This window comes from Paenibacillus sp. sgz302114 (assembly GCF_056120345.1).
The window spans coordinates 471,796-497,895 of record NZ_JBVYOI010000001.1 but is presented as its reverse complement, the minus strand read 5'-3'; the positions used below and the strand labels follow the sequence as shown (position 1 = coordinate 497,895).

The window sequence follows — 26,100 nt, the reverse complement described above, 5'->3', positions numbered from 1 at the left end:
TCCTTCGGTGACAATTAGTAAACCTGTTCCTTATAAAAGAATCCGTACGACAGTTCACGCGCCGGATCTTGCAGTTCTCGGATGGACTCGAGCCATTCTTCATTAAATGTGTAGCCTTCCGGATCGGCATAATAAGCATCGATAACAGCGCGATATGCACGTACGACAGTCTCGTTATATGCTATTGATTTTAGCAGGCCTTCGATCCGAAAGCTATCCATATTAACTTCCATTAGCTCATGCAAGTTCTCGATCATGCACAGATCGTCGGAGCTCATAATGTGCGTACCGTTCGCATCCTCATAGATAGGGTAGCGTTCATCCGGACGCTCGGTTTCCACCAAATACAATCCGTTCTCAATGGTTCCATTAATTGGAACGTCTTGAATACCTTTGTTATCCTTCGCCTGGTGATCGAAGTAATTGTGCACAAGCGGACGCTTGGAATGATAGATATTCGTCAAGCCATGGACTTGAACTTGAACCTCCATCTCCGTATTCGCCTTCACATCAAGCACTTGATCCATATTCAGCTCACGCGCAAGAATCACTCTTGTCGCACCACGTCGGCCCCAATAGTTAGCAGTCGCATAATTGGTCGACGTCATCTCTGCATTCCAGTGCAATTTCATCTGCGGCGCTTCCGTCCGCGCTATCATCAATACAGCGGGATCTCCGAAAATAATTCCGTGTACACCAGCTCCTGCCAAGCCGCGAATATAGCCCGGAAGCGAATCGACCGTAGCGTTGTCCATTACGTTGTTCACTGCTGCATAGACACTGGCTCCTTGCGAATGCGCGAGCTTCACCGCTTCCGCAATCATCGCCAAATCAAAGTCGCCCGGGAGCCGCATGCCATAGCGCGATTCTCCGACAACGATTGCATTCGCGCCCGCTGCGATTAACCGCTCCATGTCGGCAAGGGATGCTGCATCAATGAGCAGCTCCGGTTTTGTTGCCATGGTAAGTCCTCCTATTGCTTTGCCGTTTCGTTGCTTTTCTCAATATTGCGATTATGCTCTTTAAGCGTTTCGGCGAATAGATGCTCATGACTGCCATCTTTCTTCGTCACGTAGAAATAATAATCGGTTTGTTTCGGGAACAGCGCTGCTTCAATCGACTTGATGCTCGGCGATGCGATTGGACCAGGCGGCAATCCTTTCACCTTATACGTGTTGTAAGGGCTGTCCACATCCAGATCAGCCAGAAGCAATCGCTCCTTCTGCTTATCAAGCAAATATTGCACCGTTGCGTCGATCTGCAGCGGCATCCCTTTCTTCAACCGGTTATAGATAATCCCCGCCACTATCGGACGCTCTTCGTCAATGACCACTTCCCGCTCCACAAGCGAAGCGATCGTCAGCATCTCATGCATAGAAATATTATGCTCGGTGAGCGATTCTTCCCAATTGTCAGGCAGCGTATCGAGCTTATGATCAAGCTCCTGCAGCATGCGCGTAATAATATCTTCAGGCTTACTGCTCTTCACCATCTCGTACGTCTCCGGGAACAAATACCCTTCAAGCCGGTGGCGCAGCTTAGCATCCTTCGGTATATTCTTCACTTCATCCGTATCGCTCCATACTTGATCCTTATCGGCAAGTGCGAGGAATGCTGCTTTATCGACATAACCCGCTTTACTTAACGTATCCGCAATCTGCTCCACAGTGAAGCCTTCCGGAATCGTAAAGCGAATGGTTTCTTCCTTCTTCGTCTCGCCGGCATTAAGCTTAGCGATAATTTCTTCCTTCGTCATGCCAGGCTTAAGTTCATATACGCCCGCTTGGAACTTCGGACCTTCATGTTTATAGCGTAAGTAATATTTAAAAATAAATGCATTGCGAATAACGCCTTGCTCTTGAAGAACTTCAGCAAACTGGAATGGTGAAGCTCCCTTCTTGAGCTCCACTTGAACGGTGTCCCCGGAAGATGCAGGTCGTAAACCGTTCCAAATATACAAGTACACACTGCCTACCGAAATAACCATTAGGCTGATAATTGTTGTTATGACCCAGAAAGTTATGCGTCCCCGCCTAGGTCCTGCAGGGCGATATTGAGCTGACTGTTCTTCTGATGAGTGCAAACGACGTATCCTCCGTTTCCGAATCAGCGCGGAAAAAGGGCGGTATATGCCGCCCTTTCCGTACTCCTATAAGTAAAACCGAGCTTTCTCTTGTTGGATCCGCCCCGGTTTAATGCAAGAGAATCGCTAATCAAGGCTGCTCATCGCCTGCGAACATCAAATCATCGTATGCTTCAGCGACGGCTTCCCATTCTTCGTCATCCTCGATCGATTCCAGCTCCGGATCGGCGCCATCCTGAATCGTAATACGGAAGAAAGCGACTTCATCTTCTTTCTGCATATCATGCGACTGCAATCCGGCATAGGATTGGTTACCCAGCTGGAATTCAGCGACGATTTGAAACGGCTCTGCCGACCCTTCTTCGCCAATCAAATCTACTTCTGTGCCATAAATCGCTTTCAGCACGGAAATGTTTTTTACTTCAGACACTGTTTAGAGCTCCCTTCAACCACATGGGTGGCTGTTAGTCGTTATCGTCGATCTCAGCGAGAAGCGTGTTGAACGTTTCTTCAACCATGTTCCACTCTTCTTCGTCTTCGATGGTGTAGAGCTTCAGATCGTCGCCGTCTTCCTCATAACGGAAGGCGTAAACCTCGTCAGAATCCTCATCATCTTCTTCTTCGCTTGTTTCGACATTAAGCGGCACGACCATCATATATTTCTGATCGGAGCCGTCTACTTCGAACTTCATGACTACCTCGAATTCTTCTTCGTTGCCATCTTCATCTGGAATGTAGATGATTTCCGGCTCTTCAAACTGCATGTCGTCCTTTGTCATCGTTACCCTCACCTTTTCGTTTTAGAATCGAGATAATTTTGCAAAATTAGCGCTGCCGCCATTTTGTCCACCACTAACTTTCGCTTCTTACGGCTAACGTCTGCCTCAAGCAATGTGCGCTCTGCGGCCACGGTCGTTAGCCGTTCGTCCCAAAGGTGTACGGGTAAATTTAGCTTCTGCTGCAAATCCTCTGCGAATGCGATGCAAATTTCGCCACGCGGCCCGATAGTGCCATTCATGTTCTTGGGCAGACCGACTACGATCTCGGAAACTTCGTGTTCCTTCACAAGCTGGGCAATGACTCCAACCTCACCGTTGTCGCGGCGTTTCTCCACGACTCCGACGCCTTGCGCGGTCCAGCCGAATGCATCACTGACGGCTACGCCAATTCGGCGGTCGCCGTAATCCAATCCCATCAGACGCATACGTTCTTGGTGCCTCTTTTCCATGAGCTTCTTTATTTGCTGTGCTGACTTAAGTAGGAACGTACCAGCTCTTCAATGAGCTCGTCTCGTTCTTTCCTTCGAATTAAACTTCGAGCATTGTTATGCCGCGGAATGTATGCGGGATCTCCGGACAATAGATAACCGACAATCTGGTTAATCGGATTGTAATCCTTCTCAAGCAGTGCATCATACACGGTAAGCATAATTTCTTTCGAAGAAGCTTCCAGCCCTTCCGCCTTCACGTCAAATTTCATTGTCTTGTCCATTGAATTCATCGCCAGCACCTCACTTTCCAAGCCGCTTAACAGCCGTTTAATATTGCTATCATATCACATTTGCCTGCGAGAGAACCAGTTCTTCGGCAATTTGGAGCGCCTCGCCCAGTTTTGACGGATCTTTACCGCCTGCTTGGGCCATATCTGGGCGGCCGCCGCCGCCGCCGCCGCATGCTGCAGCCGCTTCTTTGACGATCTTACCTGCGTTGAAGCCTTGCTTCACAAGCTCCGGAGCAACTGCTGCGACGAGGTTAACTTTGTCTTCAGCGACAGCGCCGAGCACGATAACCGCACTTGGAAGCTTCACTTTCAGCTCATCCACGATGCCGCGGAGCGCGTCCATGGACGGTGCGCTTACTTGTGCAGCGAGTACCGTAACGCCATTAACGACCTTCGCCTGCGTTTCAAGAGAGCCCGCTTCGATCCGGCTCAGCTTGCCTTGCAGCGATTCGTTCTCGCGAGCGAGCTCCTTCACTTGTGCGTGCAGCGCTTCGATACGCTTAGGCACATCGTTCAAGTTCGACTTCAGCAACGCAGCCGCTTGCTTCAGCTGATCCAATTGACCTTCCATGTACAGGTATGCGTTACGGCCAGTTACAGCTTCGATCCGGCGAACGCCGGAACCGATACCGCTCTCGCTCACGAGCTTGAACAGACCGATCTGCGCGGTGTTACCTACGTGGCAGCCGCCGCATAGCTCAAGGCTGTAGCCGCCGACACGAACGACGCGGACAACATCGCCGTACTTCTCGCCGAACAGCGCCATTGCGCCCATCTCCTTCGCTTCAGCGAGCGACTTGTAGTCGATCTCTAGCGCAGTGCCAAGCCAAATTTGCTGATTGACGCGGCGTTCGATCTCCGTCAGTTCTTCCGGCGTAATGCTGCCGAAGTGCGAGAAGTCGAAACGAAGACGATCTGGCTCAACGAGGGAACCCGCTTGGTTAACATGCTCGCCGAGCACGTCTTTCAGCGCGCGGTGAAGCAAGTGCGTTGCCGTGTGGTTCTTAATTGTATCTTCACGCGTTTGCGTCGATACAGCCGCTTGCACTTGGGCGCCAACTTTTACAGTTCCGCTCGACACTACAGCGTGGTGTACGGGCTGACCATGCGGAGCCTTCGTCACATTTTCAACGGTGAGCGTGAAGCCTTTGCCTGTAATCGTACCGCTGTCGCCGATTTGACCGCCGCTCTCTGCGTAGAACGTCGTGCGATCAAGAATGACAAGCACGTCACTTCCTTCAGAAGCTGAATCAACAAGCTCATCACCGTTAACGATCGCAACGACTGTTGCGCCTTCAATCGTCAGATCCTGGTAACCGACGAATTCGGATTTCGTCGTGAAATCAGCGAGCGGTCCGCCTTGAACATTCATGCCGCCAGTGTCTTGGCGCGCTGCACGCGCACGAGTACGCTGCTCTTCCATCGAAACGTCAAAGCCATCACGGTCAACAGTCATTCCTTGCTCAGCAGCAAAGTCTTCCGTCAAATCGAATGGGAAGCCATATGTGTCATATAGCTTGAACGCATCCGGTCCGCTAATTTGCGTGACGCCGCCTGCTTGGGCAGTTTTAACCAAATCACCGAGCAGCGCCAAACCATCGGAAAGCGTCTCATGGAATCGCTCTTCTTCCGTACGGATGACTTTCTCAATGAATTCGCGCTTCTCGACAACTTCCGGGTAATGGCTGCCCATAATCTCTCCAACCACGCTAACGAGCTCAAATAGGAACGGACGATCAACGCCAAGCGTCTTGCCGTAACGAACCGCGCGGCGGAGCAAGCGACGGATTACGTAACCGCGGCCTTCATTAGAAGGCATAACGCCGTCGCCAACTGCGAATGCCACCGTACGAACATGGTCAGCAATGACCTTCAGCGCGATGTCGTTCTCTGCATCCGTGTGGTACGTTACGTTTGCGATTTGGCAAGTACGATCAATGATCGAGCGGAACAGATCCGTATCGAAGTTGGAATCGACATTTTGCAGAATCGAAGTCAAACGCTCAAGGCCTGCGCCTGTATCGATATTCTTATTAGGCAGCGGCGTGTAGCTGCCGTCCTTATTATGATTATATTGCGAAAATACAAGGTTCCATACTTCTAGGAACCGTTCGTTTTCTCCGCCAGGCCAGCATTCCGGATCGTTCAGGTCACCGAACGCATCGCCGCGGTCATAGAAGATCTCGGTACATGGTCCGCAAGGGCCTTCGCCGATATCCCAGAAATTCTCCTGCAAGCGGTAAATACGCTCTGCCGGAAGGCCGATCTTCTCATTCCAATAGCGGTATGCTTCCTCGTCCTCTGGATATACCGTAACGGACAGACGCTCCGGATCGAAGCCGATCCATTGCGGGCTAGTAAGGAACTCCCATGCCCAAGTAATGACTTCTTCTTTGAAATAATCGCCGATGGAGAAGTTGCCGAGCATCTCAAACATCGTCTGATGACGGCGAGTCTTGCCGACATTCTCGATATCATTGGTACGGATACATTTCTGCGAGTTCGTAATACGCGGATTGTCAGGGATGACACGACCGTCAAAATAAGGCTTCAACGGAGCCATACCTGCATTAATCCAAAGCAATGAAGGATCATTATGCGGAACTAGAGAAGCGCTCGGCTCAATTTTATGGCCTTTGCTCTCAAAGAAGGAGAGCCACTTCGAACGGATTTCACTTGCTTTCATAATTGTTCAACCCCCAAATTTAATAGAAAATAAAAAAAACGCCCCTAAAAAACAGGGACGAATCATTCGCGGTACCACCCTGGTTATTGCATGCTTACTCGCAACTATCGCGAATAGCAAAGCAATCTCCTTAGTTAGACGTTAACGGGTCCACCCGGTGAAGTTCATTCACTCTCCGAAACCAGCTTTCAGCCATCCTTCGCCGTTAGAATTCTCACAGCCGACGTGGGCGCCTTACAGCACTCACGAAGAAATTCTATCTCTGGGCAGCGGTCTATGACTTACTTTATGTTTCATCTACGATTTCGATATTCGGTTTGACGTAGTTGCCATTAGTATATCCATAACAGGCATACAATGTCAAACCGTCTTTCGCCTAACGTAATAAGCGAAGAAATGCTGAATGATAACCTTCAGCGCAGCGAATATCGGAACCGCTAGAATCATGCCGACAATACCTGCCAACTCGCCTCCGACGAGCAGCACGAATATAATCGACAGCGGATGCATATGCAGCGTTCTGCCTACCACTTGCGGCGATATAATGTTACCCTCAAGGATTTGGCAGGCGGTATTGACGACAACGACGAGCAGCATCATTTTGACAGAAACCGTTGATGCCATTACAAGCGCAGGCGCTGCGCCGAAGAACGGACCTAGATACGGGATAATGTTCGTCACAGCTACCACGCTTGCGAGCAGCAGCGCATAGGGCATACCGATAATCAGATACCCTACATAAGCGAGTGTGCCAACAATGACGCAGACGAGAAACTGACCACGAATGTAGCTGCCAAGCGCGTTGTCGATATCTTTTAATAGCCGGACAGCATGCTTGCGATGCGATTTCGGCACATAAGTCAGCAGCGTCCGCTCGAACACCTCGAAGTCCTTCAATATATAGAACGCCAGAAACGGGATGATGAACGCAATAAATACGATGTTGATCATCGCCCCGATGTTATTGATGAAGCTGAAGATTGCGTCCGAGCTCTGCTTCTCCAGCTTGTAGATCGACTTGTTGATTCCGCCGCGAATGCTCTCAGGCAGAAACGACGAATTGTTCAAGTCATTCACGATCCCCTGCGCCTTCATCGTCAAATCCGGCATATGCTCATTCAGCTCCTGCAGCTGCTCCAGAAACATCGGAATAGCGTTCATTAGAATGACGGTTAACGTCCCGCAGAACACCGCATAGATGAGCAGAACCGCGATCGTCCTGGGTACTCTGCGTTCGTTCAGCAGACTGACAATCGGGTTGAGCACATATGAAATAATCATAGCAATTAAGAACGGTGCAAATATCGCGCGCAGAAACACATAAACATGTGCGATGATCGGCTTCAGCAGCAGCAGTAAATAAAGGGCAACCAGCCCCAGAATCAGATAGACGAGCCATACAAATAGACGATTGTTCGTAAAGCGTTCCACGGCATCGACTCCTCCCTTGGACGCGCAAAAAATTGCAAACGTACTAACAGTATATGTACAGGCTGTCGTTTTCATCCCGAAGATGAAAAAAGACGACCTCTCGCCAGAGGTCGTCTAACTGTTCCTTATGATGCGCTAATTCGCATGCACTTGCGGCATATCATCTTCAAAGAATAGATCGTCCAGCGAGCTCAGCGTACCGTCTTCTTCAACCTGGTACACTGACATCTTCTCGCCGTTCACCGTCAATTCAATGAAGCAGCCCCAGCAATAATACTGGTGCGATCCGATTTTACCGATATCCTTGGAACTGCAATTTGGGCATTTCATAGTTCATTTCTCCCTATATCCGACTCAGAAACTGCGACCGGGGTAAGGTATGCCTCGCTGCCGGCCGGTACAATTATGACATTCTCTCCGAGCATGACTTCTTCTGTTAGCCGCGGCACCGGAAGCCACTTACGACCTTCCATCATGTCCGCTATAAAACCATCAGTCAACTCATAGCCTACTATTTGTGTACCCTGTAATTGATCAAAATAAACATCGGATACTCGGCCAAGTTGTTCACCATCCGTAGTCACGACGGGTAAATCTTTCAAACGGATCATTCCAGTTTGGAATGAACGCTGAATTTCTGCTTGCTTCGTCTTCCGCACAGATGCCGCATTCACAATAATAACGGTATCCGATCCGCAGACGAGCACTTCACTCCAGAGCACTGCTTTCATTGCTGTCAAGAATCGTCTGCCGGCGTCCAAAATAATTCCGCCGAGCTGCCAGTGCTCGTCAAACCATGCATCCTTCACATGGCCGACCTGCTTGCCGGCACTCATCTCAACGACCGGAAGCCCGATCACATGCTGTAGTCTTAGCACCGTTTTAGGAAAGCCTCCTAGGCATTAGTACGAACACGGCCTATAAAAGTTGCAACTTTTTTTGCGGCCTGCTCGAGTTCCTCCATAGTATTTCCCAATCCGAAGCTAAATCGTACAGCAGATGCTTGTCTTTCGATAGAAATGTCCATCGCATTAAGCACATACGAGGGTTCAAGCGCACCTGATGTACAAGCCGATCCGCCAGATGCCGCAACGCCAACCAAATCCAAATTCATGAGCATCGTCTCCGTGCTGATGCCGATAAAGCTCATGTTTAGAATGTGCGGGGCTTGCATCGTATCATGACCGTTAATTGCAATCTGATCTGCTCCTACCGTTTCAATCATACGCTCTATCCATCTAAGACGAAGCTGACTGAGCAAAAGTTTCCGTTCATCGATCGAATTCACAGAAAGTTCAACAGCTTTCGCAAATCCGACAATGCCGGCAACATTCTCTGTGCCCGCGCGTCTGTTTCGTTCTTGCGAGCCGCCATGCGAGAATGGCTGGGGCGTTACGCCTTTACGCACGAAGAGTGCGCCAACGCCTTGCGGCCCATTAATCTTATGAGCGGAGAAGCTCATAAGATCAACAGGCAACTGCTTAAGATCAATAGCAATCGTACCGAGCGCTTGTACGGCATCAACATGAAAGAGCACACCGCGAGATCGGGCCAGCTCCCCAATCTCAAGGATCGGCTGGATGGTTCCGGTCTCATTATTCACATACATGATGCTAATAATCGCGGTTTCCGCTTCAATTGCGTTTGCCACATCAGCGGGCGATACGAGTCCGTGCTCGTCCACTGGCAATATGGTTACGCGGAATCCCTCTTCTTCGAGCGCTTCACTTGCGTGAAGGATGGCGTGATGCTCCGTCGCAGACGTGATGATATGGGTTTTGCCGTGCTGTTTACGAACTGCTCTGGCCGCGCCAATCAGCGCCATGTTATCGCTCTCGGTTCCGCCTCCGGTGAACACAATCTCTGCCGGAGTAGCACCGATGCTGGATGCAAGTATGTCACGCGCACGATTTAGCAGCTGGCGCACACCGCGTCCATATGCATGGGTACTGGACGGATTACCGAATGTGCCTGTGTATACAGACATCATTTCGCTCACTACTTCAGGGTGTATCGGCGTGGAAGCCGCATGATCATAATAAATCCGTTTCATTCGCACATCATCCTTAAATATAGAACATGTAGGAGTCCTTCGGACCCTCTTCCTTGAACGAGACGAGATCTGCAAGTGTCGTCGAGTCTAGCACTTCCGCAATGCTGTCGCGAATGCGAAGCCATAGATCGCGCTTAGCTGGATCATCTTCTTCAGTGAAGTCAACCGGCGAGATGGGCCCTTCTAGTATTCGAATGACGTCTCCCGAAGTAATTTCTACCGGATCTCTGGACAAAATATAGCCGCCATATGCTCCGCGAATACTCTTCACTAGACCTGCGTTGCGCAAAGGGGCAATCAACTGCTCCAAGTAATGCTCCGACAAATGATTACGTTCCGCTATACTTTTAAGCGAAGTAGGTCCTTCACCGAATTTGCCTGCAAGCTCCATCATAATCGTTAGACCGTAGCGGCCTTTAGTAGAAATTTTCAACTGCTGCACCTCTTCCCAAGCAAAACTTAATCCTATTTAAAGGCTGATGCATTCAAGAAATCTTAATCCATGGTATTCCCATATCATATCTATGTTAACATACTAGACAGGTTTTATGTTGATAAAACATGACGTTTTCATGAAAATCATTTGCAAAATGTGCTACAATATAAAAACGCAAGCGGCTTCCTTCTCGTTCGTTTGGAAGATGAAGATGGGCCGGAACTAAAGGAAGGTGTCTAACTAGTTATGAGCAATTCTTCAATTCGTGTCGTTGTCGGCATGTCCGGCGGCGTTGATTCATCTGTTACCGCGCTGCTGCTCAAGCAGCAGGGCTATGACGTTATCGGTATTTTCATGAAAAACTGGGATGACACCGATCAATTCGGCCACTGTACGGCTGAAGAGGACGCAGAGGACGTACGCCGCGTCTGCGACCAGATCGGCATTCCTTACTATACGGTCAATTTCGAGAAACAATATTTCGATAAAGTGTTCGCATACTTTCTCGATGAGTACCGTAATGGCCGCACACCGAACCCGGATGTTATGTGCAACCGTGAAATTAAGTTCGGCGACTTCTTGCAAAAGGCGATCGAGCTTGGCGCGGATTACTTAGCTACTGGTCATTATGCCCGCTTAGAGCGCACGGCAGACGGTGAATCAAAGCTGCTGCGTGGCGTAGATTCAAATAAGGATCAGACCTACTTCCTCCACGCGCTGCGTCAGGACCAGCTAGAGAAAGCGATGTTCCCGATCGGGCATCTGCCGAAGCCAGAGGTTAGACGTATTGCGGAGGAGTTCGGACTCTACACCGCTAAGAAAAAAGACAGTACGGGCGTATGCTTCATCGGCGAGCGTAACTTCAAGGAATTCCTGAGCGGCTATCTGCCGGCACAGCCTGGCGCAATGGTCGACATTGAGACTGGCGAGACGAAAGGCCGTCACGACGGACTTATGTATTACACGCTCGGCCAGCGGCAAGGGCTTGGCATCGGCGGCTCTGGCAATGGCGAGCCTTGGTTCGTCGCTGCGAAAGACTTGAAGGAGAACATCCTCTACGTCGTTCAAGGAGATAAGCATGCGAGCCTGTATTCGCACAGCCTCGTAGCGACTGGAATCAACTGGATCTCACCGGTTAAGCCAGAGGGACCATTGAAGTGCACGGCGAAGTTCCGCTATCGCCAGCCGGACCAAGGCGTAACCATTACGCTGCGCGCTGACGGCACTACAGCGGAAGTCGTCTTCGACAGTCTGCAGAAAGCGATCACTCCTGGACAAGCGGTTGTCTTCTACGACGGAGATGTATGCTTAGGCGGCGGTACAATTGATATTGTGAATCAGTAGCTTTTTGGAACAGCCCTACGTCTATGGACGTGGGGTTGTTTTTTTCGGCGGGGAGTTGTGCTCAAAAAAAAGCACCCGAACCAAAGTTCGAGTGCTTCCTATTTCAATTAGCCCGTTTCAGCCCGCAGCTCTTCTTCCTCATCCTGTTCGCTCTCCGTCTGCTTACGGATGACGATACGCGAGATGCGCAGATGATCGGTCTCTTCGATTACAAATTCGAAGCCATCCGGATGAACGACCCGCTCGCCCTTAGTTGGCGGATTCTCGATCTGTGCGTACATCCAGCCGCCGATCGTGTCATAGTCGTCGCTCTCGATTTCGATACCGAAATAGCTGTTTACTTCCTCAATCAACATCATGCCGTTAATCGAATGTGATTCATCCTCGCGCGGCTCGATATCAGGGCGTTCCTCATCGAATTCATCCTGAATTTCACCGACGATTTCTTCAATGATATCCTCCAGCGTTACAAGACCAGAAGTGCCCCCATATTCATCAATAAGTATGGCGATCTGCGTCTTCTTCTTCTGCATCAGCTTCAGTAGCGCGCTAATATGCATCGAATCAGGCACCGTCGTCATTGGACGCGTAATGATACGGAAATCGGATAGTCCCTGCTGAGTAACCTTCAGTAAATCTTTAATGTGCACGAAGCCGATGATGTTATCCTTATCGCCGTCACAAACCGGGTAGCGTGTATGCATCTCTTTGAGTGCAATCGCTTGGTTCTCCTCGAACGACAGGTTCGCATATAGACAGATCATCTCTGTCCGCGGAATCATAATCTCTCTCGCATGCGTCTCCGCAAAATCAAATATATTATCGACAAGCGTAAGCTCAGTATTATCAATTAGTCCGGATTTATGGCTTTCTTTCATGAGGATCCGAATTTCTTCCTCAGTGTGCGCCGATTCATGCTCAGCTGCTGGTTCAATGCCGATACGTTTCAGCAACCAGTTCGCCGTTCCGTTCAGTAAGAAGATGAACGGGTACATCAGCTTGTGGAATGCGATGAGCGGCATGGCCGTCCATAACGTTACGGGCTCTGCCTTACGAATCGCATACGTCTTAGGCGCCAATTCGCCAAGTACGATGTGCAGTATCGTAATAATCGAGAATGCAATTACAAAGGATACTGTGGACACGGCAACTTCGCCAAGGTGAAGACTTTTGAGCAATGGCTCAATAATGTGCCCGATCGCTGGTTCACCAACCCAACCAAGACCAAGCGAAGCAAGCGTAATTCCGAGCTGACAAGCTGACAAGTATGCGTCTAAATTGTTGGTTAGCCGCGAAGCAAAACCTGCGCGGCGATTGCCGTCCAGGACGAGCGTATCGATCCGGCTGCTTCTCACCTTAACCATCGCAAACTCAGCTGCAACGAAAAATCCGTTTAGAAAGACGAGCACTACAATTAATAAAAGACTTAAAAATAAGGGTAACGGGTCACTACTCAACGATTCCCTGTTTGCCGCACGCAGCTGACGTTAACTACGCTCACGACGAACAGGTGCACCTCCTTCGGGGAATGAAAATTATAAAGAAATGTTATAATACTAGATTAGTCGATGGATTAACTTTACGTCAAACGCCGTCATCCCACCTTCTGGCTCAAATTCGGGTTTTAGTAATGTTTATTCGGTAAAGGTCGGCCTTTATGCGCCATTTTCTAGCTCCTGCTATCGTTTAAGCAGTTATGAGCGGTATTTATCACTATTTACGCCGTTCTTGGTTTTGTCGAATCTTGTCTTCCATGCCTTGATTCGTCGCTTGATAGAACTTCTTCTTCGCGATTCGATCCGGCAAATACTGCTGCTCCACATAATGCCCCGGATAATCATGCGGATATTTGTAGCCAACGTGGCCAAGCCGCTGCGCCCCGCTGTAATGCGTGTCCCGCAAATGCAGCGGAACTTCCGCAGAACCAATCTGCTCAATCGTGTTCATCACATTGCCGATCGCAATTGCGGCTGCATTCGACTTCGGACTTTCAACAGCGAACAGAATCGCTTGCGTAATGTTGTATTTCGCTTCCGGCCATCCAATCTTATGATACGCGTCCATTGCCGTGACCGCTTGTACCATTGCCTGCGGGTTCGCGAGGCCAATATCTTCGCTGCACGCGACGATTAGTCGTCTTACGAATGTCATGGGGTCCATGCCAAGCTTCTCGACGGCATAAAGAAACCAGAACAGCGCCGCATCGCTCGAACCACGCACGCTCTTATGGAATGCTGACAGCACATCGTACTGCGTCGATTCATCCGCACGGATGGTCGGCTTCCGGATGGACTCTTCCGCTACCTCAAGCGTCACGATGACTGAGCCGTCTGGCTGCGACGGAGTTGTCACTGCCGCAAGCTCAATCGCGTTAAGCGCACGCCGAATATCGCCCCCAGCCATGCTCGCGATATGCTGCAGTGCGGCTTCCTCCACGTGCAGGTCCATGAAGCCAAGGCCCCGCTCCTTGTTTGCAAGCGCACGCTTCATCGCCGTCAGCGCATCTTCGCGCGTCAGCGATTCGAGCTGGAACAGCGTGGAGCGTGACAGCAAAGCCCCGTTCACGTAGTGGAACGGATTCTCTGTCGTCGCGCCGATAAAGATAATAATACCCTGCTCCACCGCAGGCAGCAGTGCATCCTGACGCGAGGAGTTGAAGCGATGCACTTCATCGAGGAACAGAATTGTTTTGCGGCCGTACATCGATTTGGTCATTCTCGCACGGTCAATCACTTCACGGACATCTTTTACCGAAGCTTCAACAGCATTCAGCTTCACAAACTCGCCTTGCGTCCGCATCGAAATAATATGTGCAAGCGTTGTTTTGCCGCAGCCAGGAGGTCCGTACAGCAGGATGGAAGATACCTGATCGGCTTCAATTGCCCGCCGCAGCAGCTTTCCTGGACCGACAATGTCTGTCTGCCCAATATATTCATCTATGGTTTGAGGCCGCATCCGGTCAGCTAGCAGCTTGGCCCGAGGCGCCTCTTCTTCGTTCTGATAAGTAAACAGATCCATTCGTATTCACACATCCTTTTCACCCATCTATCATAGCACACAAGCACAAACGTTCGCCATGAAGACAGTGTGAAGACAGCTTGAAGACAACTTGAAGACAGCAAGAAGGGCACTTCTCGAGACCCGAGAAATGCCCTATCGTCGCTAGCCACATCTTTATGAATTAACCTGTAAACGTCTGATACAGCAAATAGATATTCAGACCTGCGATCACAATCGCAACTATCCATGACAACCACTTCATCCAAGGCTTATTGACGAACTCGCCCATCTTCTTCTTATCGCTTGTAAACTTCACAAGTGGTATGACTGCGAAAGACAGCTGAAGCGACAGGATGACTTGGCTTAGAATAAGCAGCTGCATCGTTCCGTTTGCGCCATACAGCCAAGTAACGATGACCGCTGGAATAATGGCAATGAGCCGCGTAATGAGCCTTCTGAGCCACGGTGCGACACGGAGGTTCAAGAACCCTTCCATGACGATCTGACCTGCGAGCGTGCCTGTAAGTGTCGAGTTCTGCCCAGATGCCAGCAGCGCAACGCCGAACAATACGCTTGCTGCAGCTGTGCCCAGCATCGGCGACAGCAGACCATATGCCTCTCCAATATCCGCTACATCAGTATGGCCCGTCGTATGGAAAGTTGCTGCGGAGATAATGAGAATAGCAGCGTTAATGAAAAGTGCAAAAAATAACGCGATCGTCGAATCCCATGTTGAATATTTAATCGCTTGGCGCTTGCCAAGCGCTGTTTGTTCAAATTGACGAGTCTGCACGATTGATGAGTGCAAATATAAGTTGTGCGGCATAACGGTCGCACCGAGGATACCGATGGCAATGTAGAGCATTTCCGGATTCGTAATAATCTGACTACTTGGAATAAAGCCTTTCATTACAGCACCGATCTCAGGCTGTGACCAGAAGATCTCGATCAAGAAACAGCCGCCAATCGTGACAATAAGTACGATTACGAGTGCTTCGATATAACGAAAGCCCTTGTTCTGCAGCAACAGCACGAGGAGCACATCGAGCACGGTTATGGCAACACCGGCTATAAGCGGTATACCGAACAATAAGTTAAGCGCAATCGCCGACCCAATCACTTCCGCCAGATCGCAGGCCGCTATTGCGATTTCACACATCACCCACAGCCCCATCGCTACTGGCTTGGTGTAATGATCTCGGCAGGCTTGTGCCAAGTCTCGCCCTGTCACGATACCAAGCTTGCCTGCTAGCGCCTGCAGCAGTATCGCCATCAGGTTGGAGAGCAAGATTACCGCGAGCAGCGTATAACCGAATTTGGAACCGCCAGCTAAGTCCGTTGCCCAGTTGCCCGGATCCATGTAGCCGACCGCCACCAAATAGCCAGGTCCAGCAAAAGCGAGAAACTTGCGAAACCAGGAAGCTGATTTCGGGATCTTCATCGAGCGATAAACTTCAGGCAATGTATTCTGCTTCCTTGGATAACGCCAGCCACTATTCTCATGTGCGAGTGGAGTCGATTGTTCACTCATCATCTTTCACCTCTTATGAACGTCGTATCGTCCTATTATGCGCTAAAGCTACACCCTACAAATATGCAGGTGCGAAACCATTGTTTCCTATTTTCATTGTACACCTACAAAAAAGTTTGTCAAAGGCAACTTTTGTTGAATGGGACAAAACTTTATCGTAAGGCAAACAAGTTATCCGCTGAAAAAGCACAAAAAAACCGCTCGCAGCGCCTACAGCAGTTGCCTGACTGTAAACACCGAAGCGGCTTTCGTAATCGTAGTCTTTATTTCGCGACCGGCTTGTCCGAAGGACGTTTCAGCTTGTTAGATAGCTTCTCGGTCATCTCCATGATCCGTTTAACCCGTGTTACTTCCTGTTTCGCCTCGTTGATCCAGCGAATATATTCCTTGCGATGGGAAGGCGCGAGCTCCGCGAAGAATGCTTCCGCCTCCGGATAGGATGCAAGCGCCGCTTGCACATCGTCTGGAACGACGATTTCTTTGGATACTGGCTCTGTTCTGCGGCTCAGGTCAGCAGCACGGCTCGCTCTAGCACTTGTCTGAGCTGCTCCAACCGGACGGAAACGCATTGCAGACCATGTCTCGTTGATCGAAACAAGCGACACTCCTTCCCAGCCCTCATCCTTCACGACTCTCCAACCACGGTCACGATTGATGTCTGTCCTCATCTTGGATGTGCCTTTCGGATAGCAAATCCAGAGTAATCCATCCTTCTTAACCGCCTTGAGCGCTTTTGGCGAATGCTCATTCAAGCTTGCGATGTCTTTGACGAACAGCATGACAAAATCATACGTGCCGCTGTCCATTTCATCCACTTTACCGCTATTTTCCAAGCCCAGCTCCTCAAGAAGCTCCGGCTCTGGCACTTCCATAACGACTGCGCGCATATCTAACGAAAAGCGCAGCTTATTTACGAGTTCTGCGTTCATACTGGTTGTCCCCCTTGCGCGAGCAAATCTTTCACAGCAACGCTGACCATGATGAGTCCAGCGACTGGTGGTACGAATGCATTGCTTGCCGGCGGCTGCTGCGCCTTCCGAATCTCTGGCGCGTTATCCGGAACGATACGCTGCGTAACGTCAACGCGTGGCTTCATCGGCTCCTCCGTCGAAAAGACCACCTTAACACCTTTCTTGATGCCGTCCTTGCGCAGCTTCTGGCGTACGACGCGAGCAATCGGGTCCATCGACGTCTTGGAAATGTCCGCTACCTGGAACTTTGTCGGATCCATTTTGTTCGCGGCACCCATGCTTGAGATCATCGGAATCTTCCGCTCCAAGCACTGCTTAATCAGATGGACTTTGTACGAAATCGTATCCGAGGCGTCAAGCACATAATCAAGATCGTACTCAAATAGCTTCTCGTATGTCTCTTCCGTATAAAACATGCGCAGCGATATCGCTTCGCAGTCTGGGTTTATCAACTTGATGCGGTCGCGCATCAAGTCCGCCTTCGGCTGCCCAACCGTTGTGGTGAGCGCGTGAATTTGGCGGTTAATGTTCGTAATGTCGACTACGTCCTTGTCGATCAGAATTATGCGTCCTACGCCTGTACGCGCAAGCGCCTCAGCTGCTATGGAGCCGACGCCGCCGATGCCGAGCACAGCAACGGTTGCGCCTTTCATGATCTCAAGCCCCTCCGGGCCGATCGCTAGCTCCGTGCGTGAAAACTGGTGCAGCATGAAATACACCTCTTACTTATTAGTAGTGTCAAAAGAATCCGGCTTCCGCCGCTTAAACCGCGGGCGAAAGCCGGTGAATGGATTAATTCTCCTGCGCTGCTGCGGTTGCAGCTGCAGCAGCTGTTTCAGGCTGCTTCGCAGGCTTCTGGATCGTACGGATATGCAGCTGTTGCAGCTGGGCAATGTCCACCTCGGACGGAGCGTCTGTCAACAAATCTGTTGCGCTTGCCGTCTTAGGGAATGCGATCGTTTCACGCAGGTTAGTGCGGCCAGCCAGCAGCATGACAAGTCGGTCAAAGCCGAATGCGAAGCCGCCGTGCGGAGGTGTACCATAGTCGAACGCATCAAGCAGGAAGCCGAACTTCTCGTAAGCTTCTTCCATCGAGAAGCCAAGCGCTTTGAACATGAGCTCTTGTACGTCACGCTTGTAGATACGCATCGAACCGCCGCCTACTTCGTAGCCGTTCAGAACAAGGTCATACGCTTGCGCGCGGATAGCGCCTGGATCTGTCTCGAACAGGGCAATGTCGTCGTCGTTCGGACGCGTGAACGGATGGTGCTCTGCTACGTAACGTTTTGCCTCTTCATCGTAACCAAGCAGCGGGAAGTCAACAACCCACTCCAGCTTGAACTTGGACTCATCAATCAGACCAAGCTGCTTACCGATCTTCAGACGCAAGTTACCAAGAACATCGGCTACGACCTTCTTCTTGTCTGCGGAGAACAGAAGCAAGTCCCCTTCTTCAACGCCAAGACGTTCTGTCATTGCTTCGATTTCTTCCGGCTTGAAGAATTTCACGATCGGACCGCGCCATTCGCCTTCTTTAACCGTTACCCAAGCAAGGCCTTTACCGCCATAGCGTGCTGCGAACGGCTGCAGGTCGTCAAGCTCTTTACGGCTCCAGCTCGCGCAGCCTTTAGCGTTAAGCACTTTCACTACGCCGCCGCTTGCTGCTACGGATGCAAATACTTTCACGTCGCTGTTTGAAACGATGTCCGTGATATCTTCCATTTCCATGCCGAAACGGAGATCTGGTTTGTCGGAACCATACTTGTTCATTGCATCTGCATGCGTAATGCGCTGGAACGGACGCGGAATTTCAACGCCTACCGTTTCGCGGAACAGCTTCACAACAAGTTCTTCCATAAGGTCGAGCAGTTGGTCCTGAGACAGGAACGACGTCTCGATGTCGACTTGCGTGAACTCTGGCTGACGGTCAGCACGAAGGTCTTCGTCACGGAAGCAACGAGCGATCTGGTAGTAGCGCTCAAGTCCGCTCACCATGAGCAATTGTTTGAAGATTTGCGGCGATTGCGGCAGTGCGAAGAATTCGCCCGGATGCACACGGCTCGGTACGAGGTAGTCGCGCGCGCCTTCCGGCGTGCTCTTCGTCAAGATCGGCGTTTCAACATCGATGAAGCCTTCACCGTCAAGATAGTCACGGAATACTTTCGCGGCCTTCGAACGAAGAAGCAATGTCTTCTGCATCTCTGGACGGCGAAGGTCAAGATAGCGGTATTTCAGACGAAGTGATTCATCCACTTCAACGCCGTCTTCGATTGGGAACGGAGGCGTCTTCGCTGCGTTCATAATCTCGATTTCCGTAACGCGAATTTCAATCTCGCCAGTAGCGATGTTGCTGTTAACTGTTTCAGCATCACGTTCTACGACTTGACCGCGAACGGCAAGCACGAACTCATTGCGGGCGCGGTCAGCGATAGCAAGCGCATCACCGGAGAAATCCGGGTTGAATACGATTTGTACAATGCCTGTACGGTCGCGCAGGTCGATAAATAGAACGCCGCCAAGGTCGCGACGACGCTGAACCCAGCCGTTTAGTGTAACCGTTTGGCCTACTTCCGCTTTCGTAAGTGTTCCACAAGCGTGTGTTTTTAACATCATGATTGTTACTCGCTCCTTTTATTATGGGTATGAAAAAAGCATCTATTATGGTGGTGCCTGTGTTAACGCAAAATCTCGTCTGCGATCTTATCGAGCTTTACGAACTTCTGCTCCCCAGTCGCCATGTTCTTCAGCGCAATTTCTCCGCGCTCAAGCTCATCATCGCCGAGGATTGCTGTGAAGCGTACTTGCAGACGGTCAGCAGATTTCATCTGCGCCTTCATCTTACGGCCTTGGTAGTCACGCTCAGCGGACACTCCGCGAAGGCGCAAGCCATGCAGCAGACGCGTTATTTCGCGGTCAGCTGCTTCACCTAGTGCGACCATGTATATATCGACCTGGTGCATATTATCAACCTGCGCGCCTTGGCTCTCAAGCAGCATGACAGTACGCTCCAAGCCTAGACCAAGTCCGACGCCCGGCTGGTCCGGACCGCCGATATCGGCAACAAGACCGTTGTAACGTCCTCCGCCGCCAATTGTATCAATCGCGCCAATGCCTTCTGCTTTGTACTCAAACGCGGTGTGCGTGTAATAATCAAGGCCGCGTACGAGTCGAGGATTGATGTCAAAAGGAATGTTCATGCCTGTAAGGTGCTGCTGCAGCGCTTCAAAGTGCGTCCGGCATTCGTCATCCAAGCTATCCAGAATCGAAGGCGCATCGTCAAAACGATGCTGGTCCGTCTTACAATCGAGAACACGCAGCGGATTACGCTCCATACGCGATTGGCAGTCTTTGCAGAGCACTTCGCGCATTGGCGTTAGGAATTCAAGCAGACGCTCGCGGAATGCGGCGCGAACTGCAGGCGTGCCCACGGAGTTGATCTCCACGCGCACATCCTTCAGACCCACTTCGCCGTAGAACGTGTAGCCTAGAGCAATAACTTCCGCATCGAGTGCCGGATCAACTGCTCCAAGCGCTTCTACGCCGAATTGGTGGAACTGTCTGTAACGGCCTGCTTGCTGGCGCTCATAGCGGAACATTGGTCCGATATAGTACAGCTTCGTTAGATCTGGCTCGCCGTACAGCTTGTTCTCGACATAAGCGCGAACCGCTCCTGCCGTTCCTTCCGGACGCAGAGTAAGGCTGCGGTCTCCGCGGTCGGTGAAGGTATACATCTCTTTCTCTACGATGTCCGTCGTCTCACCTACACCGCGCTTATACAGCTCGGTCATTTCAAACATTGGCGTCCGAATTTCGCGGAAGTTAAAGCGGCGGCAAATATCACGCGCTTTACTCTCGACAAATTGCCATTTCTCTACCGAGCCTGGCAGGAAGTCCTGCGTGCCCGGAGGCTTCTGAAACCCCATGTCCTTACCCCCTTAACATAATGGATACATAAAAAGCCCCCGTGCCTCCGCCTCAAATAAGGCAAAAGGGACGAGAGCTTGTAAAGTACAAAGCTACCGTGGTACCACCCACATTCCGAAGCAATGACATCTGACATCATAAGTCGTCACTGATTCGCTTTATCGGTTAACGCCCGACTACGCAATACAGCTAATGAGCAAAGCTGCGAAGCAGCACATGCAGGTTCACCGTATGTCCTCCAGGAAGTCTGTTCGTTCAAGCACGCCAAGGATTCTTGCAGCCATGGAATCCCTCTCTGAGTAGGTGCGGGTAGAACGAAGCGGTCCTTTCAACGGATCGACACAATATAACTTCTATTGTACTCATTGACACAAGTCAAGTCAAGAGGAAACCATCCCCCTAACTTCATACACCCCCTAAATCCCCCTCATCAGGGGGACCCCAAGGGTTTACCAACCCTCTGGACACCCGGAACGAGGGAACGTTGGAGTTACAGAGAAGCGCTCGCGAAGTGGGAATTGCGATTGGATCGCTTTCGTCCCTTGCGGGACACGCTTAACGTTTGGCGTTGTTTAGCGACCTGGTGTCCCTTACGGGACCATGGGAACGAGTTCTGACAGTGAGGCGCATTAATGGATATTCCGTGCTTGGCTCGCTTTACGTCCCTTGCGGGACCCGCTTTACCTTGGGAGCGAGGGATGGTTACCAGGTGTCGTTGCACTCCACGGTAACCTGGAGGCCCGCATGTCATCGCGGGAGAAGTTAGTTTATAGGGCATTCTGCCCTATAAAGAAAAAGGACCTACAAACAAGTTGTAGGTCCATCAAAGTAATATATTCAAAAAAGGGGGTCGCCTATTATTATAGGCCGACCATGTTAGAGAAAGATTGAAAACAAGTTACAGTTATATTACAAAAAATAAAGCGATTTCTTGTCCATTCCCTAACTTTCGACAACCACTGCCAAAGCGCATAACCAACTTCTCCCGCTATTACATGCGGGCCACCAGGTTACCATGGAGTGCAACGACACCTGGTAACCAAATCCGCGCAAACGTAGAGCGGGTCCCGACAGGGACGTAAAGCGAGCCAAGCACGCATTTCACACAAATGCGCCACTGTATCACAGTTCGTTCCCATGGTCCCGCAGGGACACCTGGTCGCTAAACACCACCTAACGTTAAGCGTGTCCCGGCAGGGACGAAAGCGAGGCCCAGCACTAAAACCACCTCGCGAGCGCTCCTCTGCAGCACCAACGTTCCCAAGTTCCGGGTGTCCAGAGGGTTGGCAAACCCTTGGGGTCCCCCTGGTGAGGGGGATTTAGGGGGTTTTCATCCGGATTTAGGGGGTGTAGATGTTAGGGGGTTTTAGGAGCCCCACCCCTCCGCATCGGCATGGCGCCGCCGCCAAACTCGGCTGCAGCCTCTATATCCTCTTCCATCTCCGAGAAAATCAACGCCTCGCGGCGGTCTGCATGAAGTATTCTGCGCGAAACGCGCTCATACCCTTGCTCTTTACGCGATTGATGCATTGCGAGTATCCCTCCACCTTTTGCACACATCTAGCTTGCATGCTTCTAGGTTTCTAGTTTTGCCCGCTTTGCCCATTTCTAACACATATCCGAGCCTTGCTTACCGCTACTCTGCTTAAGCCTTTGATTCTACAATCAAAGTAACCGGTCCCCAATTCGTCAGCGATACGTCCATATCCGCGCCGAACTGCCCTGTCTCAACAGTCAATCCCGTGCTGCGAAGAGCTGCATTGAACGCTTCATACAATGGCTCTGCCTGCTCCGGACGAGCAGCTGCCATGAAGTTAGGACGTCTGCCATTGCGGCAATCACCGTAAACTGTAAATTGGGAAACAGAAAGGATGGCTCCGCCGATATCCTGGACCGACAGATTCATTTTGCCCGACTCATCTTCGAAGATCCGGAGTCCCGCAATTTTGTCTGCCATCCACTTCATATCTGTTGCTTTATCCTCATGAGTAATGCCCACGAGCAAGACAAGCCCTTTATCAATGGAGCCGACCGTCTCGCCATTAATGACGACGGAAGCTCCTTTACTTCGCTGTACAACTACTTTCATGCCTGATGAATTCCCCTTTGATAAAACTAGCTACTGCATGATCCGCTGAACAGAATAAATATCCTTCACCCGTTTGATGCGCTCCACTACAGCTCCCAAATGTTCAATGTTGCGGATAAGCACGGTCATATGAATCATCGCCAGCTTATTCTTGTCCGAACGGCCGGATACCGCGGAAATATTCGTTTTGCTCTCCGATACAGCCTGCAGCACTTCATTGAGCAAGCCTGGACGATCATGTCCCGTAATTTCAATGTCGACGCTGTAATTCGCTTCAACCGACTGCTCCCATTCGACTTCAATCATACGAGCAGCTTCTTCGCCCTCAGCGCTTGAAGTGAGATTGAGGCAATCCATCCGGTGAACGGAGACGCCGCGTCCGCGTGTAATGTAACCGACGATCACATCACCCGGTACGGGGTTACAGCAGCGGGCAAACCGAACGAGCAGATTGTCGACGCCTTTCACGACAACGCCATGCGTTGGTCGCGATTTGCGCTGATGCGCCGGCGCTGACTTCACTTCTTTCATCTCGTTCGTCAGTTCGATCTGGTTCGCTTCCTCAGCTTCACGGCGCATTTTCTCCGTCAGCTTCGTACAGATCTGAGCTGCAGTGATGCCGCCAAAGCCGACAGCCGACAGCATATCATCATTATCGTTAAACGTGAATTTAAGCGCCGCTTCTTGAAGCTGCGAATCCGACATAAAGCTAGACGGTTCGAGCCCGAGTCGCTTAAGCTCGCGTTCGATCAGATCGCGGCCCTTGAGCACGTTCTCTTCGCGTTTCTCTTTCTTGAACCACTGCTTGATCTTGTTGCGAGCATGCGAAGATTGGGCAATCTTGACCCAGTCCTGGCTAGGACCGTACGAATGCTTCGATGTCAGAATCTCCACGATATCGCCGGTCTTGAGCTTGTAATCTAACGGAACGATCCGTCCATTCACCTTCGAGCCGATTGTCCGATTGCCGACCTCGGTATGGACACGATAGGCAAAATCAAGCGGAACCGACCCTGCAGGCAGCTCGAACACTTCGCCCTTCGGCGTGAAGACGAATACAAGATCCGAGAAGAAATCCATCTTGAGCGATTCCACGAACTCCGATGCGTCGCTTGCGTCGTTCTGCAGCTCGATAATTTCGCGGAACAATGTCATTTTATCCTCGAAGGAACCAGCTGGCACAACGCCGCCTTCCTTGTACGCCCAGTGCGCAGCGATACCAAACTCCGAAGTGCGGTGCATATCCCATGTGCGGATTTGAACCTCCGTCGGCTCCCCAGTTGGTCCAATGACTGTCGTGTGGAGCGACTGGTACATGTTCGCTTTTGGCATAGCGATATAGTCTTTGAACCTGCCAGGCATCGGTTTCCATAGCGTATGGATGATGCCAAGCGTAGCGTAACAATCTTTGATACCGTCAACAATGATCCGAATCGCAAGCAAATCATAAATCTCGTTAAACTGCTTGCTGCGCGCGGTCATCTTCTTATAGATGCTGTAAATGTGCTTAGGACGGCCCGAAATGTCGCCTTCGATGCCCATATCTTCAAGCTTCTCGCGAATCCGGCCAATGACATCGGCAATGTACTGCTCCCGTTCTGCCCGCTTCTTCTTCATGAGGTTGGCAATTCGGTAGTACTGCTGCGGATTCAAGTAACGAAGCGCGATGTCCTCCATCTCCCACTTGATTGCCGACATACCGAGTCGGTGGGCAATGGGGCAGAAAATCTCCAGCGTCTCATAAGCAACACGTCGCTGGGCTTCTTCGGATTGATATTTAAGCGTCCGCATATTATGAAGGCGGTCTGCAAGCTTAATGAGAATAACGCGTATGTCCTGTGCCATCGCGACGAACATTTTGCGGTAGTTCTCGTTCTGCTGCTCTTCCTTCGAGCGGAACTTGATCTTCTCCAGCTTGGTCAGGCCATCGACGACAGCAGCGCAAGCATCTCCGAACCGGGACCGAACCTCTTCAAGCGGAACAGTTGTATCTTCCACGACATCATGAAGGAGTGCAGCAATAATCGACAACACATCCATTTGCATGTTGACGAGAATTTCTGCAACCGCGACAGGATGTAAAATATACGGCTCTCCCGATTTGCGCACTTGCCCGTGATGGGCCTGATCGGCAAATTCGTAAGCTTCCTTGATCCGTGTCAAATCTTGTTCCTTCAAATAGGTCGATGCTTTGTCGAGTAATTGCTCTATGCCCATGAATGTCCTTTCCGGAAAAGCGCGCCCCTAAAGCAGCGCGATTTACTTCCCAATTCTTAAAGTCATGTATGCCCTGTAAAAAATAATAGGGTAGCCCGAGTTTTTCCTATTATTATGCCTGTTATCAAGCCTTTACGTCAACCTCCGGAGCCCCTGTGCCGTTCATTCCGGGCGGACTCGCTGATGAATACTGCCGAAATAACCCGAATGCTGTATGCTCTGGAAGCAGATCCCTCTATCGATCAACTTCGCTAAATAAGGAAAACCGGACTACTGCAGGCCTCTGCCCCTTTAGTCCGGTGTCACGTAAGTAGCTATTGCTTAGTAGGTAATCAGTGAGAAAATGTCGATGCCATCAAGCTTCGTACGACCGTCCAGGTAGCCGAGCTCAATCAGGAACGCCGAGCCTACCACTTCGCCGCCAAGCTGACGAATAAGGTTGATCGACGTAGCAATTGTACCGCCAGTTGCCAGCAGATCATCAGCAATGAGAACGCGCTGGCCAGGCTTGATTGCATCTTTATGAATGGCAAGCTTGTCTTTGCCATATTCAAGATCGTAAGCTGCCTCAACCACCTCGCCAGGCAGCTTGCCGCTCTTGCGGATTGGAACGAAGCCCGCACCAAGCGAGATTGCAAGCGGCGCGCCGATAATGAATCCGCGTGCTTCCGGACCTGCAACTAGGTCGATCTGCTTGTCAGCCACTGCTTGTTTGAGTGCGTCGATTGCAGATGCGTATACCGGACCGTTGTTCGTCAATGTCGTAATGTCTTTAAAGCGGATACCCGGTTGCGGGAAGTCCGGAATGATGCGAATGTAATCCTTATAATTCATG

Annotated in this window: 24 protein-coding genes; 1 reads left to right on the top strand and 23 read right to left on the bottom strand. The window is 50.7% G+C overall.

The features are described from left to right. Positions 1-14 precede the first annotated feature (14 nt). The 12 genes from AC0LWF_RS02255 to cymR all read right to left on the bottom strand — a co-directional run bounded on the left by AC0LWF_RS02255 (position 15) and on the right by cymR (position 10,186). Positions 15-962 carry a peptidase U32 family protein gene (locus AC0LWF_RS02255; protein ID WP_474649941.1) on the bottom strand — a complete coding sequence of 316 codons (948 nt, stop codon included), beginning with the start codon at positions 960-962 and terminating at the stop codon, positions 15-17. Between the two features lie 11 nt (positions 963-973). Then, the gene (gene mltG, locus AC0LWF_RS02250) at positions 974-2,083 is read right to left on the bottom strand and encodes an endolytic transglycosylase MltG (RefSeq protein ID WP_474649940.1); all 1,110 of its coding nucleotides are present in this window, start codon (positions 2,081-2,083) and stop codon (positions 974-976) included. A gap of 130 nt (positions 2,084-2,213) precedes the next feature. Further along, positions 2,214-2,513, bottom strand: a complete 300-nt coding sequence (locus AC0LWF_RS02245) for a DUF1292 domain-containing protein (protein WP_474649939.1) — start codon at positions 2,511-2,513, stop codon at positions 2,214-2,216. Positions 2,514-2,547: 34 nt separating this feature from the next. Next, positions 2,548-2,862, bottom strand: coding sequence for a DUF1292 domain-containing protein (locus tag AC0LWF_RS02240; protein WP_474649938.1), 315 nt, complete (start codon positions 2,860-2,862; stop codon positions 2,548-2,550). 8 nt (positions 2,863-2,870) lie between these two features. Next, a complete protein-coding gene (ruvX, locus tag AC0LWF_RS02235; protein WP_090572915.1) occupies positions 2,871-3,287 on the bottom strand; it encodes a Holliday junction resolvase RuvX in 417 nt (138 codons plus the stop codon). 32 nt (positions 3,288-3,319) lie between these two features. Beyond that, a complete protein-coding gene (locus AC0LWF_RS02230; protein WP_090572914.1) occupies positions 3,320-3,583 on the bottom strand; it encodes an IreB family regulatory phosphoprotein in 264 nt (87 codons plus the stop codon). A gap of 49 nt (positions 3,584-3,632) precedes the next feature. After that, positions 3,633-6,269, bottom strand: a complete 2,637-nt coding sequence (gene alaS, locus AC0LWF_RS02225) for an alanine--tRNA ligase (RefSeq protein WP_474649937.1) — start codon at positions 6,267-6,269, stop codon at positions 3,633-3,635. 360 nt (positions 6,270-6,629) lie between these two features. Further along, positions 6,630-7,700, bottom strand: coding sequence for an AI-2E family transporter (locus tag AC0LWF_RS02220; RefSeq protein WP_474649936.1), 1,071 nt, complete (start codon positions 7,698-7,700; stop codon positions 6,630-6,632). Between the two features lie 135 nt (positions 7,701-7,835). Further along, positions 7,836-8,030, bottom strand: a complete 195-nt coding sequence (locus AC0LWF_RS02215; protein ID WP_090572911.1) for a hypothetical protein — start codon at positions 8,028-8,030, stop codon at positions 7,836-7,838. Further along, the gene (locus AC0LWF_RS02210; protein ID WP_474649935.1) at positions 8,027-8,578 is read right to left on the bottom strand and encodes a PRC-barrel domain-containing protein; all 552 of its coding nucleotides are present in this window, start codon (positions 8,576-8,578) and stop codon (positions 8,027-8,029) included. Before AC0LWF_RS02210 ends, AC0LWF_RS02215 begins: the two co-directional genes overlap by 4 nt. A gap of 17 nt (positions 8,579-8,595) precedes the next feature. Then, positions 8,596-9,753: a cysteine desulfurase family protein gene (locus AC0LWF_RS02205; protein WP_474649934.1), complete on the bottom strand. Its 1,158-nt coding sequence runs from the start codon at positions 9,751-9,753 to the stop codon at positions 8,596-8,598. A gap of 13 nt (positions 9,754-9,766) precedes the next feature. After that, positions 9,767-10,186, bottom strand: coding sequence for a cysteine metabolism transcriptional regulator CymR (gene cymR / locus AC0LWF_RS02200; RefSeq protein ID WP_474649933.1), 420 nt, complete (start codon positions 10,184-10,186; stop codon positions 9,767-9,769). A gap of 249 nt (positions 10,187-10,435) precedes the next feature. Here cymR and mnmA point away from each other — a divergent pair, with 249 nt between their 5' ends. Next, positions 10,436-11,533 (top strand): tRNA 2-thiouridine(34) synthase MnmA, encoded by a 1,098-nt coding sequence (gene mnmA, locus AC0LWF_RS02195; RefSeq protein ID WP_474649932.1) that lies wholly within the window; start codon positions 10,436-10,438, stop codon positions 11,531-11,533. Between the two features lie 107 nt (positions 11,534-11,640). Here the strand turns inward: mnmA and AC0LWF_RS02190 are convergent, their stop codons facing one another. From AC0LWF_RS02190 to AC0LWF_RS02140, 11 genes are all read right to left on the bottom strand, one after another. After that, entirely contained in the window at positions 11,641-12,990 is a 1,350-nt protein-coding gene (locus AC0LWF_RS02190) for a hemolysin family protein (protein WP_474649931.1), read from the bottom strand. Between the two features lie 256 nt (positions 12,991-13,246). Then, positions 13,247-14,551: a replication-associated recombination protein A gene (locus AC0LWF_RS02185; RefSeq protein WP_474649930.1), complete on the bottom strand. Its 1,305-nt coding sequence runs from the start codon at positions 14,549-14,551 to the stop codon at positions 13,247-13,249. Between the two features lie 163 nt (positions 14,552-14,714). Next, complete coding sequence (locus AC0LWF_RS02180; protein WP_474650449.1) at positions 14,715-16,064, bottom strand: Nramp family divalent metal transporter; 1,350 nt, start codon at positions 16,062-16,064, stop codon at positions 14,715-14,717. Between the two features lie 263 nt (positions 16,065-16,327). After that, positions 16,328-16,993 carry a YdeI/OmpD-associated family protein gene (locus AC0LWF_RS02175; RefSeq protein ID WP_474649929.1) on the bottom strand — a complete coding sequence of 222 codons (666 nt, stop codon included), beginning with the start codon at positions 16,991-16,993 and terminating at the stop codon, positions 16,328-16,330. Further along, complete coding sequence (locus AC0LWF_RS02170) at positions 16,990-17,745, bottom strand: tRNA threonylcarbamoyladenosine dehydratase (protein ID WP_474649928.1); 756 nt, start codon at positions 17,743-17,745, stop codon at positions 16,990-16,992. The genes AC0LWF_RS02175 and AC0LWF_RS02170 overlap by 4 nt, the downstream gene beginning before the upstream one ends. Before the next feature lie 82 nt (positions 17,746-17,827). Next, positions 17,828-19,648 (bottom strand): aspartate--tRNA ligase, encoded by a 1,821-nt coding sequence (gene aspS / locus AC0LWF_RS02165; RefSeq protein ID WP_474649927.1) that lies wholly within the window; start codon positions 19,646-19,648, stop codon positions 17,828-17,830. A gap of 62 nt (positions 19,649-19,710) precedes the next feature. Continuing rightward, complete coding sequence (gene hisS, locus AC0LWF_RS02160) at positions 19,711-20,958, bottom strand: histidine--tRNA ligase (protein WP_474649926.1); 1,248 nt, start codon at positions 20,956-20,958, stop codon at positions 19,711-19,713. A 1,357-nt stretch (positions 20,959-22,315) separates the two neighbouring features. Then, on the bottom strand, positions 22,316-22,489 hold the full coding sequence (locus AC0LWF_RS02155) for a hypothetical protein (protein ID WP_474649925.1): 174 nt from the start codon (positions 22,487-22,489) through the stop codon (positions 22,316-22,318). Positions 22,490-22,604: 115 nt separating this feature from the next. Continuing rightward, positions 22,605-23,048, bottom strand: a complete 444-nt coding sequence (dtd, locus tag AC0LWF_RS02150) for a D-aminoacyl-tRNA deacylase (protein WP_474649924.1) — start codon at positions 23,046-23,048, stop codon at positions 22,605-22,607. 30 nt (positions 23,049-23,078) lie between these two features. After that, positions 23,079-25,265, bottom strand: a complete 2,187-nt coding sequence (locus tag AC0LWF_RS02145; RefSeq protein ID WP_474649923.1) for a RelA/SpoT family protein — start codon at positions 25,263-25,265, stop codon at positions 23,079-23,081. A 321-nt stretch (positions 25,266-25,586) separates the two neighbouring features. Beyond that, on the bottom strand, positions 25,587-26,099 hold the full coding sequence (locus tag AC0LWF_RS02140) for an adenine phosphoribosyltransferase (protein WP_474649922.1): 513 nt from the start codon (positions 26,097-26,099) through the stop codon (positions 25,587-25,589). Between the last annotated feature and the right edge of the window lies 1 nt (position 26,100).

Coding starts and splice junctions, on each gene's coding strand:
- AC0LWF_RS02255 (WP_474649941.1), bottom strand. CDS start 962: ATGGCAACAAAACCGGAGCTGCTCATTGATGCAGCATCCCTTGCCGAC.
- AC0LWF_RS02240 (WP_474649938.1), bottom strand. CDS start 2,862: ATGACAAAGGACGACATGCAGTTTGAAGAGCCGGAAATCATCTACATT.
- ruvX (WP_090572915.1), bottom strand. CDS start 3,287: ATGCGTCTGATGGGATTGGATTACGGCGACCGCCGAATTGGCGTAGCC.
- AC0LWF_RS02230 (WP_090572914.1), bottom strand. CDS start 3,583: ATGAATTCAATGGACAAGACAATGAAATTTGACGTGAAGGCGGAAGGG.
- alaS (WP_474649937.1), bottom strand. CDS start 6,269: ATGAAAGCAAGTGAAATCCGTTCGAAGTGGCTCTCCTTCTTTGAGAGC.
- AC0LWF_RS02215 (WP_090572911.1), bottom strand. CDS start 8,030: ATGAAATGCCCAAATTGCAGTTCCAAGGATATCGGTAAAATCGGATCG.
- AC0LWF_RS02205 (WP_474649934.1), bottom strand. CDS start 9,753: ATGAAACGGATTTATTATGATCATGCGGCTTCCACGCCGATACACCCT.
- mnmA (WP_474649932.1), top strand. CDS start 10,436: ATGAGCAATTCTTCAATTCGTGTCGTTGTCGGCATGTCCGGCGGCGTT.
- AC0LWF_RS02185 (WP_474649930.1), bottom strand. CDS start 14,551: ATGGATCTGTTTACTTATCAGAACGAAGAAGAGGCGCCTCGGGCCAAG.
- AC0LWF_RS02180 (WP_474650449.1), bottom strand. CDS start 16,064: ATGAGTGAACAATCGACTCCACTCGCACATGAGAATAGTGGCTGGCGT.
- AC0LWF_RS02175 (WP_474649929.1), bottom strand. CDS start 16,993: ATGAACGCAGAACTCGTAAATAAGCTGCGCTTTTCGTTAGATATGCGC.
- AC0LWF_RS02170 (WP_474649928.1), bottom strand. CDS start 17,745: ATGCTGCACCAGTTTTCACGCACGGAGCTAGCGATCGGCCCGGAGGGG.
- aspS (WP_474649927.1), bottom strand. CDS start 19,648: ATGATGTTAAAAACACACGCTTGTGGAACACTTACGAAAGCGGAAGTA.
- hisS (WP_474649926.1), bottom strand. CDS start 20,958: ATGGGGTTTCAGAAGCCTCCGGGCACGCAGGACTTCCTGCCAGGCTCG.
- AC0LWF_RS02155 (WP_474649925.1), bottom strand. CDS start 22,489: ATGCATCAATCGCGTAAAGAGCAAGGGTATGAGCGCGTTTCGCGCAGA.
- dtd (WP_474649924.1), bottom strand. CDS start 23,048: ATGAAAGTAGTTGTACAGCGAAGTAAAGGAGCTTCCGTCGTCATTAAT.
- AC0LWF_RS02145 (WP_474649923.1), bottom strand. CDS start 25,265: ATGGGCATAGAGCAATTACTCGACAAAGCATCGACCTATTTGAAGGAA.
- AC0LWF_RS02140 (WP_474649922.1), bottom strand. CDS start 26,099: ATGAATTATAAGGATTACATTCGCATCATTCCGGACTTCCCGCAACCG.